Genomic DNA, 12,772 nt, shown 5'->3' with positions numbered 1-12,772 from the left:
TCCCCCGTGAACAATAATGCTACCAAGCCTGCGGATCATATACAATATGATCAGGGCGGACCGCATGCTCCTTTGCTCCGCCTTGTTATATGTGGAGATGGATGATGACGACGCTTCCGCTGGCCGGGATCAGGGTTCTCGATATTTCGCAGGTCATGGCCGGCCCGTTCTGCTGCATGTTGCTGGGCGACATGGGCGCCGATGTGATCAAGATCGAACCCAAAGTCGGGGATTCGACACGCACGTCAATGGGTTTTCGCTTAAAGGGTGAAGACAGTCCCGGATTTCTTGCGCTGAACCGCAACAAGCGCAGCATCGCGCTGAATCTGAAAGACGAGGCCGACCGTGAAATCGTGTACGCGCTCGCCAAGACGGCGGACGTTGTGGTCGAGAATTCGCGGCCCGGTGCGACCAAGCGTCTCGGCATCGATTACGATACTTTGGCTGCGATCAATCCGCGTCTCGTCTACGCCAGCATCTCCGGCTTCGGCCAGACCGGCCCCTGGGCGCAGCGTCCGGGTTTTGATCTGATCGCCCAGGCCATGTCGGGCATTCTCAGCTCAAACGGTTTCCCCGGCATGGAGCCGGCCAAGAATTCGATCTCCGTCGCTGATCTCGGCGCGGGCATGTTTGCCGCATACGGCATTCTGAGTGCGATCATAGGTCGTCAAACGTCCGGCAAGGGCCAGTATATCGACGCCTCGCTGCTTGAGGCGGCACTGGGCCTCTCGATCTGGGAGACGACGGAATATTGGGGCACCGGCAAGCCGCCAGCCCCGATCGGTTCCGCCAATCGCATGTCCGTGCCTTATCAGGCGGTGATGGCGTCCGATGGCTGGTTCGTCTTCGGCGCGGCCAATCAGGGTCTGTGGCTTACCTTCCTCAAGGTGCTTGGCCGCGAGGAGTTGCAGGAAGACCCGCGCTATTCGAGCAATGCCTTGCGCGTAGAGAACCGGATCTCGCTGATCGAGAGCCTGGCGCCCACTTTCCTCACCCGCACCAAGGACGAATGGATCGACGCGCTGCTCGCCGCTGGCGTGCCCGCTGCCCCGATCCTCGACTATGGAGAGGCCGTGAACAGCGAGCAGGCGATCGCTCGTGAGATGGTGCAGATGATTCCGCACCCGGTCGAAGGCGAGTTCAAGGCGCTGGGCTTCCCGGTCAAGATGCGCGGCACGCCGCAGCAGGTACGGATGGGCCCGCCGCTGCTCAACGAGCATGGGGACGAGATTCGGCGTGAATTGATTGAGAAGGGTCTGCTCGCGCCGGCCAGCGAGGCCGCGGAATGAGCGAGCCGCGCATCGTCTTCGAGCGGAGCGGCAGCGCAGCGCATATCCGTTTCGACAACCCCGCCGCGTTCAACGCGCTGACCAGCCAGATGTGGCTCGACTTGCGGGACACGGCGCGCGCCATCGCCGCCGACCCCTCCATTCGCGTCGCGACCTTTCGCGGCACGGGTGGCAAGGCGTTCATCTCGGGCACGGACATCTCGAAGTTCGCTGACTATGAAACGGGTCAGCAGGGCGTCGACTATGAGCGCGGGATCGACGAGTGCATGGGGGCGCTGGACGAAATCCCCTGCACGACCATCGCGATCGTAGAGGGCTGGGCTGTCGGTGGTGGGCTTAACATCTCGGCCGCTTGCGATTTCCGCATTGCAACGCCGGATGCCAAGTTCGGCTCGCCGATTGGGCGGACGATCGGCAATTGCCTTTCGGCGGCCAGCGCAGCGCGGATCGGCGCGGCGGTGGGTGTACAGTTCGCCAAGCGCATGGTGCTGCTGGGCGAGTTCCTGACGGCCGATCAACTGCTGGACAGCGGCTTCCTGCTCAAGATCGTGGAGCCGGATGCCATTGAGGAGGAGGTGGCAACGCTTTGCGCTCGTGCAGCGGAAAATGCGCCCCTTACCACGCGCGTTACCAAGGAAATGATCCGCAAGATGACGCTCGGTAACTTGCCGGATGTCGAGGATCTGATCGCGCTCGTCTATGGCAGCGCCGATTTCCGTCGCGGTGTGAGTGATTTCCTCGCGCGGACCAAGAAATTGCCGGAATGGACGGGCGCCTAAGCGCGCCCGCCCTCATTCGTTCGTAATCAGCCGCCAGGCTTCTGCGCCTGGATCTTGACGCCAGCCATCATCGGCTGGCTGGGCGGCAAAGCCACTTCGCCTGCCGGAAAACCGTTAGCCTGGAACATGTAGGCTTCGATATCGGCCACGGTGCGGCCGCTCAGGCTGTCGGGCGCATTCAGCGGCATCGTCGTCTTGATGCGGGAGAAGAGATCGCCCGCAGACGTATTGTTCCAGTTGTTGAGGAAGGTCGCGCCGGTAAGCGGCGGCGCCACGTCGATGCCGCCAAGCGCGTCGCCGTGGCAGGCAGCGCACTGCTCGGCATAGGCCTGCTTGCCGCGCTCCGCCTGCTCAGCTGTGTACACGCCGGACCAGACTGAGCGCTCTGGCGGCTGTGCCTTGGTGACGACTGCGCCGCCAAACACCACCGCTGACGCAGCCAGAAGCCACACGCCCGAATTTTTCTTCGTCGATATCATCATGCCACTCCCGGGAGCCGGTATGCGACCAGCTCCGCGCTGTAGTTACCGCCGCCGATCGCAACGACGATATATTGCCTGCCGGCCAACCGATACGTCATGGGCGAGCCGCTTTGCGGGGCGGACATATAGACCGCGCCCTTTTCTTCGCCCGTGCCCTTGTCATACGCGCGAAGCATTGCGCCGCGCACGCCATACTCGTTCGTGTAGAAACCCGCCTCGCCGCAGATGACGAGTGTCTTGGTCACGAGTGGACCCAGATTTCCGGCCCGGCCGGTACGCGGTATCTTCAACCCCTTGAGGGCAGGATGGTTGCGGATATTGTCCGGCGTCTCGCCATGCGCGATCTGCCATTTGAGATCACCCTTGGTGAGGTCGATCGCTGTGATCCGGCCATAAGGCGGCTTTATCAGCGGAAGGCCCTGCACCGATAGGAAGCCCGGCCGAGGACCGGCATTGCCTTGCCCGCCGGGGCGGGGTTGCGCCGGGGGAGGGGCGCCAGGCGGCGGCCCCATGGAGCCTTCGGCGCCCATGGCACGCTGAGGCCGGACATCGACCCCCGCGAGGCCGCGCACCTGTTCGAATTCCGACACGCGCTCGTTCGTGTTAGGGATGATCCCCACAACGCCCGGCTGGTTCTTGGAATAGACGTAGACCGTGAAGGTCTCGGGATCGTAGCAGCCGCCCGGCCAGTTGGTTCCGCCCTGAATGCCCGGCATCATGATCGTGCCCCAGCGCCCCGGCTTGCTGACCACGGGCGGGGTAAAGAGCGGTCCGATCTTGTAGTTCTTCACCAGCTCCACGGCTTCCGCGCGGAGTTCCGGCGTGAAGTCTATGAGGTCGTTGATCGTGACGCCCTGAACGTCATAGGCGGGCGGCTTGGTCGGGAAGGGCTGGGTAGGCGCATACCATTCGCCTGGAACGTCGCCAGCTTCCACCTTGCGCTCGACGATCGGCCAGATCGGCTTGCCGGTCTCCCGGTTGAGCACATAGAGGAAAGACTGCTTGGTGGGCTGCGCAAGCGCCTTCACCATCTTGCCCTTGACCGGAATGTCGCACAGGATTGGGGCGCACGGAATATCGTGATCCCACAAGCCGTGATGCACGAACTGGTAATGCCATTTGCGCTGGCCGGTCTCGATGTCGAGGGCGACGAGGGATTCGCCGAAAAGGGCATTGCCCTTGCGATAAATGCCGACCTCATCGCCGGTGGGCAGCTCTACAGGGACATAGACGAGGCCCAGTTCCTCGTCAGCGGACATCTGTGCCCATGCGCCGGCATTGCCCGCTTCATCGGCATCGCCGTTCAGCCAGCTATCATAGCCATATTCGCCCTTGCGGGGGATGGTGTGGAAAATCCACTTGCGGGTGCCGGTGCGGACATCGAAGCCGCGAATGTAACCTTTCACGTTCTTGCGGACGGAGGGCACGTCTCCCGCCGTATGAGCCGCGCCGACCACCACGGTATCCCGCGCGATCATCGGCGTGGAATGCAGGCCGACATCGGCCGTGACGAGATCGATTTCCTGGTCGAAATTCTTTTTGAGATCGACGATGCCGTTCGTGCCGAAATTGGGGTCCGGGATGCCCGTCGCGGCATCAAGTGACACCAGTTGATAGCCGATCGTGACGTAAAGGATCCGCTCGATCTTGCCGTCCGTCCAATAAGAACAGCCGTGGCCGGATAGCTGGCGAGGCGAATTGGCCGCGCGTTCGCCTTCATCGATGCGATGGACCCAGAGCAGTTCGCCCGTCGCAGCGTCCAGCGCGATGCAGGCCCGGCGGGAGCCGGCCGTGAGGAAGAGCTTGCCCTTGACCAGCAGCGGCGTCGGCTCGAACTGATATTCCTTGCGGGCGCCCAATGCGTCGGTCTTGAAGCTCCAGGCGATCTCGAGATCGTTGAAGTTCTCCGCATTGATCTGGGCGAGGGGCGAATAGCGGGTATTGGCCTGATCGGCCGCATAGTGCCGCCATTCGGTATCGGGCCCCTCATCCTTTGGCGTCGCCGCGACAGCGCGCGCCTTCACGCCGAGCCCCATCGTGACAATGGCAGCAGCCGTCGTATTCAGCAGTGTGCGTCGCGTGACTTCAACCATCGCGCCCTAGAGCTCCTCTTTGTTTGATTGTGCGCGGGGGAATGAGCCCCCCGCGGCTTCACCAGCTGACGGCGATGTATTTCGCCTCACAATATTCGATCAGGCCGTGATGAGAGCCTTCCCGTCCGAGACCGCTCTGCTTGACGCCACCAAAGGGCGCTGCGGCGTCGGAAACCAGACCACGATTGACTGCGACCATGCCGCATTCAATCCGCTCTGCGACCTGAAGAGCCTTTTTGAGGTCTTCCGAATAGACATAGCCAGCCAGGCCATATTCGGTGGCGTTGGCGAGCTTGATCGCCTCATCGATATCGTCGAACGGAATGACTGCCGCGACCGGGCCGAACACTTCGTCATCGAGAATGGCTGAGCCGGGCTGGACGTTCGCTATGACAGAGGGCGGATAGAAGAAGCCAGCGCCCTCGAGCGTCTTGCCGCCGAGACGAACATCCGCGCCCTTTTCCACGGCATCGCCAACCAGCCGCTCGATCTTGTCGATCGACTTCTGGTTGATCATCGCGCCACATTGCGTCGCGCTGTCGGTGCCGGGGCCGACCTTGAGTGCAGCCATCCGCTCGACCAGCTTCTCGACGAAGCGATCATGAATGCCGCGCTGAACATAGAAACGGTTGGCGGCCGTGCAGGCCTCACCGGCATTGCGCATCTTGGCGATCATGGCGCCCTCGATCGCGGCATCGAGATCGGCATCGTCGAGCACCAGGAACGGCGCGTTTCCGCCCAATTCCATCGAGGAGCTAATCACCGTGTCTGCCGCTTCACGCAGGAGGATGCGGCCGACCTGCGTCGACCCGGTGAAGCTGAGCTTGCGAACGCGCGGATCGTGAAGGATCGCGCTGCAGACCGGACCGGGCTGGCTGGAGTTGACGACGTTGACGACGCCAGCCGGCACGCCCGCGCGGCGCATGATCTCTGCGACGGCAAGGGCGGTCAGCGGGGTCTCGGCTGCCGGCTTCAAGACGCAGGTGCAGCCCGCGGCCAGCGCAGGGGCGATCTTGCGGGTCGCCATTGCCGCCGGGAAGTTCCACGGCGTGATGAGCAGCGCCACGCCGATCGGCTGATACTGCACCATGATGCGGTTGGAGCCGGACGGCGAATGATAGAACTCGCCGTTGATGCGCACGGCCTCTTCGGCATACCAGCGGAAGAACTCGGCGGCATAGGCCACTTCGCCCCGCGCGTCGCTCATCGCCTTCCCGTTTTCCAGCGAGATCAGATAGGCGAGCCACTCCTGCTCCGCCATCATCGCATGGAAACAGGCGAGCAGGATCTCCGCGCGCTTGCGAGCAGGGGTGGCGGCCCAGTCCGCCGCCGCAGCCGCTGCTGCGTCCACGGCTGCGATGCCTTCTTCGATGCCGCCATCGGCGACCGATGTCAGAATTTCTCCGGTCGCGGGATTGTCGATGTCGATGCGCGCACCGCTGGCCGCCTCAGTCCACTTGTCTCCGATCAGGAGGCCAGTGGGAATGGCGAAGGGGCCTTCGATGGAAGGTGTGGTGTAGGTGAAGGCGGTCATGTGCGTGGCCTTGTTCATGGGGTTAGATGGTTTCCAGTGAGGCCCTGTCGCCCGAGAAGGCGGCGCGTGTAATCGCCTGCATCGCCGGGAGATCGAGGGGGCGGGGGTTGTTCTTCACGAGACGGGCAGCGTTGAGCGAATATTCCGCGACATAGTCCTGCTGATCGGCTTTGAGGCCCAGCGCTTCGAGCGTCTCGGGGATACCGATCTTCGCAAAGAGTTCGGTCACGGCGTCGATAAATGCCTGCGCGCGCTCGGTAGGCGTTTCGCCGGTGAGGCCCACAACATCCGCCAGCTCGGCAAATGCCTCTGTGCAGGACGGGCGGTTATATTGCATGACGAAGGGCAGCAGCGTCGCCACGCCAGCGCCATGCGCGGTGTGCGTCAGATTGCCGACCGGATATTGCAGCGCATGCGCCGCAGCCGTGCCTGCCGTACCGAAAGCGCAACCAGCAGCCAGCGCCGCGAGCATCACGCCTTCGCGTGCTTCGACATCACTGCCGTCGCGATAGGCGCGCTCCAGATACTTGAACAGATTGCCGACCGCGAGCTTCGCCATGTGATCGGAGAGCACATTCTTGCCCACGAACACATGCTGTTCGGTCAGCATCGCGTCGATCGGACGGGCGAGCGTGGTGAACGCTTCGACAGCGTGCGTCATCGCATCGCTGCCCGAGACGGCGGTGAGGGTAGGCGGGCACGTCACGGTCAGTTCGGGATCGCAGATCGCGACCTGCGGAATGAGGTGCGGGCTGGCGATGCCGACCTTGGCGCCGCGCTCTTCATCCGCAATCACCGCGACGGGCGTGACTTCAGATCCCGTGCCGGAAGTAGTGGGAATGGCGATCAGCGGGATGATCGGCCCCGGTACAGCGAACTCGCCATAATAGTCGCGTACGCTGCCGCCATGGGTCAGCATGAGCGCGACGACCTTCGCCATGTCGATGGAGCTGCCGCCGCCAACGCCGATCACGATGTCCGCGCCGAAGTCGCTGACCTGCGACACGCACGCCTCGATCGAGCCCAGCGGCAGATCGGGGATGGTGCCGTCGAACACGCGCGTCGCTACGCCGTTTGCTTCCAGATCCGCCAGCATCGCGGCGAACTCGGGCTGAGCGGCCTGACGCTCATCGGTGCAGAGCAGCGCGCGCTTGCCGATCCGCGCGGCGGCCGATCCCAGCGCGGCTCGCTGGCCACGCCCGAAAAGAATGCTGCGGGGAAGGCGCAGTGCACCAAACATGGGAGCCATTTCGTTCACTTGGATGTACCGTTCTTGATCTCGAGAAAAGAAAAGAGCCGTCGGGCGGAGGCCGGGGCATTGCGAAGAAGCAGAAGCGAAGCGCGGGTCATACCGTCTCCGGCTCCACGTAAAGCGGCCGGGACGCATCGATCACCATGAACAGCACCGCCGCGATCAGGCACAGCGCGGAAAGCACGCCGAACGCCGCGCCCCAACCGCTGGCGACGACGATATATCCCGTCGCCACCGCTGCGATTGCTGCGCCCATGTTGCCCACGGTGTTCATCACTGCGGACACCGACCCAGCGACATCGCCGCCGATGTCGAGCGGGATCGCCCAGGAGACGCCCACGGTGAGCTCCAGCCCGAACAGCGCGACACAGAAACACGCAATGCCAAGGGACGGGGTTTCGGCCGCCACGGCGAGCGGGATCATGATCGCAGCGACGAGGAAGCCGAATACGGCGACCAGTCGCCGGCCCATTTTCAGGCCGCGCTTCTCGACCAGACGATCGGATACCCAGCCGCCGGCAAGGTCGCCCAGCACGCCCGCCATGAGCGGAAGGCTGGCCGCGATACCCATCGCCACCAGTTCCAGACCGCGCGCATCCGCGAGATATTTGGGGAACCAGGTGAGGAAGATATTGATGCAATAGGCGTAACAGAAATACATTGCCGACAGGATCCAGAGCTGCGGCGAGGAAAGCAGACGCTTCCACGGAACGCTGACCTTGGTCTTGCCCTTGCCCAGCGCGCCCTCGATCATGGCGAGTTCCGCCTCGTTGATCGAACGATGCTCTCTGGGCTGATCGCGATAATACCAGAACCAGAACGCTGCCCAGCTGATGCCGACGACCGCGAAAATGAAGAACGGGAAGCGCCAGCCGAAGTGAAGGATGAGGAACACGACCAGCGCAGGCGTCAGGGCGCCGCCCAGCCGCGCACCGGCGTGCGTCAGCCCCTGCGCCCATCCGCGCTCAGATGGCAGCATCCAGCGGGACAATGACCGTGTCGCGATCGGAAACGCACCCGCTTCACCCAGCCCGAACAGGAACCGGCACACCAGCATCGAACTGAATGACCAGGTCGCGGCCGTCGCAGCGGTAAAGGCGGACCACCACATCACGACGCCCGAGAGGGCGCGGCGAGGACCAAATCGGTCACCCAGCCATCCTCCGGGGATTTGGAACGCGGCATAGGCGATCTGGAACGCGAAAAAGATCCAGCCGACCTGCGGATCGGAAAAGCCATACTCGGTCTGGATCGACGGCATCGCCGTCGAAATCACCACCCGGTCCATATAGGTGATGAGATAGGCGAGCACGGTCAGCCACAGGACTGCGTGGCGTACCCGCGTCGGGCGACCCCGCGCCGGAACAGCTGGGTCAGGAGCGACGGTAGCCATTATGGACGAGCCGCGCATGTGTCAGCAGGGCGGTCGACACAGGTTTCCCAGATGGTGGGCACCTTCTTGCCCGCAATATACACGCTGTTGATCGCGCGGGTATTGCGGATGTCTGCCGCCGGGTTCTTGTCGAGCACGAGCAGGTCGGCCCATTTCCCGGCGGCTACAGTCCCGACATCGGTCAGACCCAGGAACTTGGCATTCGTGCTGGTCGCAGCCGTCAGCACCTGCAGCGGGGTCAGGCCCGACTGAACCATCAGATCCATTTCCCAATGCGCGAAATAGCCAGGGAAACGGGCGGAGGGGCCGCTGTCCGTTCCCATGCCATATTTCACGCCGGCGCGCGCCTCAGTCGCGAGGCTCGCCATCGCGTTGTTCAGCACGGCCTGATACCTCGGGAAGAGAGGACTGGATGCCAGACGCTGCTGCCGGGCGGGATCCTTGAGGTTGGCGATGGTGCTCGGTGCGACCGCGCGCGAGAAGAAGGGATCGTCGACGAACGGCAGCAACTTGTAGGTGAAGGAGGCCTCGCGGCTGAGCGTCGAAGCAATCTGCCAGACGCCCTTGGCCTTCATCTGGTTGGCCAGCGCGGGATCGGCGATGCGATCGCGCACCTGATGCATGAAGCCGTCAATGCCTTCCTGCGTGAGCGCGGCGGCGTTGTCGTAATAGAAGATGTGCGCGACGGCCTTCTTGCCACCGGCATGCGCTGCGGTGATGACCGCATTGCTGATCTGGTAAGGCATGCGCTCGCCAATGGTGCCGAACTCGTCGTCCATCCACAGCTTCACGAAGTCGTCGCCCTTGGCCAGCTCACGCGAGACCATGGCGCTGGTTTCGGCAGGGGTGGCGACCGACTGATCGAGACCTACAACGCCGCCATAGCTGCCCTTGAACACAACGCCGCGCCCGGCCGTGTAGACACGCGCCATATCGATGCGGCCGATGCGGCGTTGGTCGGCGATCAACTCGTGAATCGAGTCACCGTCGGTGCCGAGCGTGTAGACAGTCGTCACGCCATAGGCGGCGTAGATTTTCAGCTGCTTCTCGACATTCGCCCGGTCGTAGAACTTGGAATAGTCCTGCTCGATGCCGTTGACGAGGCCAAGATGGACATGGCTGTCGATGATGCCGGGCATGACATACTTGCCCTGCAGATCCTGCGTTTCGGCGGAGTTCGGCACGCGTAGCTTGCTGACCGGGCCCACCCAGCTGATTTTGCCGTCGGTCATGATGAGGGCCTGATTGGCAACGGGCGCTCGACCCGTCCCGTCAATCAGGGTAAAGTTCTTTAGCGCGACGGTCTCGGCGCTCACCTGAGCGCCAGCGCAGAACGCGAGCGATACCAATGTGTAGCGAAGTGTGTTTCGCACGTGGCGACCGATCCATTTCGAACCCATCGGCTTCCTCTCCATTTCATATACTATAGGATTTTGGTAAGCCGCCAGACCTAGGCTGTCAAGCTTGCCCCCGCGCGCGCGTCAGGTCAGGCGGGTGCCATCACCGGTGCGGAAGCAAGCACAGCGTCCATCCGCTGCTGAGACTTTTCGAGATGGGTAAGAACTGCCTGTTCGGCCGCAATCGGATCGCGCGCAACCAAGGCGTCGATGATGCCGCGATGCTCTGCCGCCACTTCGGCGGGCGCATTGGTGCGATAAAGAGAGCGGAAGATGTGAAGGTGCGAGTGGAGGCGGTCGATCGTCTCGGCAATCAGGCGATTGCCGCTCCGTGTCGCGATGAACCGATGTAGCGCATCGTCCGCCTCGGCGAAACGCGAGTAGGAGAGTGCGTCTCCCTTCTCGATGCTCGTCATATCACGATCGATCTCTCTGAGAATCGTGATCGCTTCCTCCGTCATGGCCTCGGCTGCGCGAGCGGCAGCATAGGGCTCGACGAGTTGCCGCAAGGTATAGAGATCCCGTACTTCCTCGCGCGACATCTGCGGGCTGGCGCGGTAGCCGACATTGGGCATTTTGAAGACGAGTTTCTCGGCTTCGAGCTGGCTCAGCGCTTCGCGAATAGGCGTCTGGGAAATGCCCAGCTGGCGCGCAACCGCATCGATAGCGATACGCTCGCCGGGCGCAATCTCGAGACTCATCAGCATGGCGAGCAAGTGATCGTGGGCGCGCTCGACCATCGTCGGTCCTGGAGGCACTTTAAGCCCGCGATGGGTCGGAAAAGTGGGGGCGCGGTTATTGTTTTGCTGCACTGCGTCTTATCACCAAGCTGTAAACGTCATATAGTATAGGAAATCATTTTGCAGCGGAAGCGCAACAGTTAAAAGTGATCGTGCGCCAGACTGACATCCAAGGTCGGAAATATAAGTGGCCTTCGGGATGGGCTGATTAGGAGGGGAAATGAATAGCTTGCGGTATAAATTGCGTAAAATTTCGCTCTTCATCCTGATCCCCGCAACAGTCCTGGTCACATCCGCTGCGTTCACCCAGACAAGCGAACGCCCGGTCGTCATGACCTCCGATCAGGCCAAGCAGGACATGATGCGGCAACTCGGCATCAAGACCCTGATCGCCGGGCCGAGCGCTGATGCCAACGCGCCGAACGCCGCGAACTATGACGAGGCAAAGGCCTCTTCCTTCACAAGCCTTCCCGATCCGCTCGTTATGCGATCGGGCGCGAAGGTCACGAATGCCGCGCAGTGGGAGGCGCGTCGCGCGGAAATCATCGACGACTATGAGCGCGAGGTCTACGGTCGGGTGCCCCGCACGGCGCCTGCCATCAAATGGAGCGTCGTTGCCACGGATCGCGAGTTCGTGGGCATGAAGCCAGTGATCGCGCGCCGGGTGGTCGGTCAGGCAGACAATAGCGCCTATCCCGCAATCTCGGTCAATATTCGCATGATGGTCGTCACGCCTGCTGACGCAAAGGGGCCGGTGCCGCTTCTCATCATGTACGGCCGGGATGATTTCCCCGCGCCTTCGCCGCCGTCGCGCGCGGAGTTCGAGCGGATCGACGCTGCGCTCAAGGAGACGCTGATCGCGAAGGACGCTGGCCTTCGCGAGGTGTTCGCCGCTCACCCCGCCTTCATGCTGCAGGCGGCGCCCTCGCAGTTCCGCATGGCACAGCGCGATGGGCATGGAGACCTGCCGCGCCCGGATCAGGTCATCGCCGCCGGCTGGGGCTACGCAATGCTCGACACGGACACGATCCAGCCGGACAATGGCGCATCGCTCACTCAGGGGGTGATCGGCCTCGCCAATCGCGGGCAGCCGCGTCGGCCGGAGGACTGGGGCGTGCTGCGCGCCTGGGCGTGGGGCGCGAGCCGCGCGCTGGACTATCTCGTTACGGACCCCACGATCGACGCGAAGCGTGTCGGCGTGGAAGGCGTCTCGCGGTACGGGAAGGCCGCGCTGCTGGCGACGGCATTGGATGAGCGCTTTGCCACGGTTCTTGTCGGGTCGTCGGGCAAGGGCGGAGCTACGCTCCTGCGCCGCAACTTCGGTGAAGCGGTCGCGAGCCTCGCTTCGGGCATGCATTACTGGATGGCCGGCAATTTCATGAAGTACGATACGGCCGATGGGCCGAAGCGGCTCACGGCGAACGATCTCCCCGTCGACTCGCATGAGCTGATCGCGCTGTGCGCGCCCCGGCCGGTGTTCATCAGTTTCGGCATACCCGAGCAAGGCGACGCGCACTGGCTCGACCATCGCGGCACGCTGATGGCGGCGGTGGCCGCCGGCCCGATCTATCGCTTGCTGGGCGCCAAGCCGCTCGACGTGCCGGGAGACTGGCGGACGGTGACGTTGCCACCCGTCAACGAAAGTCGACTCAATGGCACGATCGCGTGGCGGCAGCATGACTCTGGCCACACCGACACCCCTAATCTCACCATCTTTCTCGATTGGGCACGGGCGGCGATGGCGTCTAACTGATACCCATGTTGAGAAGCGGTGGTGTCGTCTCGACACTGGAGTTTGATAGCGCTACCAAAT

At 62.9% G+C, this 12,772-nt stretch carries 10 protein-coding genes; 3 read left to right on the top strand and 7 right to left on the bottom strand.

The features are described from left to right. Window positions 1-101 precede the first annotated feature (101 nt). Complete coding sequence (locus ACNAOH_RS04805; RefSeq protein ID WP_443971626.1) at window positions 102-1,289, top strand: CaiB/BaiF CoA transferase family protein; 1,188 nt, start codon at window positions 102-104, stop codon at window positions 1,287-1,289. Next, on the top strand, window positions 1,286-2,068 hold the full coding sequence (locus tag ACNAOH_RS04800) for an enoyl-CoA hydratase (RefSeq protein ID WP_443971625.1): 783 nt from the start codon (window positions 1,286-1,288) through the stop codon (window positions 2,066-2,068). Before ACNAOH_RS04805 ends, ACNAOH_RS04800 begins: the two co-directional genes overlap by 4 nt. A 26-nt stretch (window positions 2,069-2,094) precedes the next feature. Here the strand turns inward: ACNAOH_RS04800 and ACNAOH_RS04795 are convergent, their stop codons facing one another. From ACNAOH_RS04795 to ACNAOH_RS04765, 7 genes are all read right to left on the bottom strand, one after another. Then, window positions 2,095-2,550 carry a c-type cytochrome gene (locus ACNAOH_RS04795; RefSeq protein WP_443971624.1) on the bottom strand — a complete coding sequence of 152 codons (456 nt, stop codon included), beginning with the start codon at window positions 2,548-2,550 and terminating at the stop codon, window positions 2,095-2,097. Next, the gene (locus tag ACNAOH_RS04790; RefSeq protein ID WP_443971623.1) at window positions 2,547-4,643 is read right to left on the bottom strand and encodes an outer membrane protein assembly factor BamB family protein; all 2,097 of its coding nucleotides are present in this window, start codon (window positions 4,641-4,643) and stop codon (window positions 2,547-2,549) included. The genes ACNAOH_RS04795 and ACNAOH_RS04790 overlap by 4 nt, the downstream gene beginning before the upstream one ends. A gap of 58 nt (window positions 4,644-4,701) precedes the next feature. Then, window positions 4,702-6,177, bottom strand: a complete 1,476-nt coding sequence (locus ACNAOH_RS04785; protein WP_443971622.1) for an NAD-dependent succinate-semialdehyde dehydrogenase — start codon at window positions 6,175-6,177, stop codon at window positions 4,702-4,704. Window positions 6,178-6,199: 22 nt separating this feature from the next. After that, on the bottom strand, window positions 6,200-7,417 hold the full coding sequence (locus tag ACNAOH_RS04780) for an iron-containing alcohol dehydrogenase (RefSeq protein WP_443971621.1): 1,218 nt from the start codon (window positions 7,415-7,417) through the stop codon (window positions 6,200-6,202). Between the two features lie 106 nt (window positions 7,418-7,523). Further along, window positions 7,524-8,822, bottom strand: a complete 1,299-nt coding sequence (locus ACNAOH_RS04775) for an MFS transporter (protein ID WP_443971620.1) — start codon at window positions 8,820-8,822, stop codon at window positions 7,524-7,526. Beyond that, window positions 8,822-10,195: an amidohydrolase family protein gene (locus ACNAOH_RS04770; RefSeq protein ID WP_443971619.1), complete on the bottom strand. Its 1,374-nt coding sequence runs from the start codon at window positions 10,193-10,195 to the stop codon at window positions 8,822-8,824. Before ACNAOH_RS04770 ends, ACNAOH_RS04775 begins: the two co-directional genes overlap by 1 nt. Window positions 10,196-10,308: 113 nt before the next feature. Beyond that, window positions 10,309-10,959, bottom strand: a complete 651-nt coding sequence (locus ACNAOH_RS04765) for a GntR family transcriptional regulator (protein ID WP_443971618.1) — start codon at window positions 10,957-10,959, stop codon at window positions 10,309-10,311. Window positions 10,960-11,179: 220 nt separating this feature from the next. On the opposite strand from ACNAOH_RS04765, the gene ACNAOH_RS04760 reads away from it, so the two are divergent. Beyond that, window positions 11,180-12,712 (top strand): alpha/beta hydrolase family protein, encoded by a 1,533-nt coding sequence (locus ACNAOH_RS04760; protein ID WP_443971617.1) that lies wholly within the window; start codon window positions 11,180-11,182, stop codon window positions 12,710-12,712. Window positions 12,713-12,772 lie beyond the last annotated feature (60 nt).

It is taken from the genome of Sphingobium sp. CR28, from assembly GCF_052327305.1.
Taxonomy (GTDB): Bacteria; Pseudomonadota; Alphaproteobacteria; order Sphingomonadales; family Sphingomonadaceae; genus Sphingobium.
This window is presented reverse-complemented; position numbering and strand designations above follow the sequence as displayed.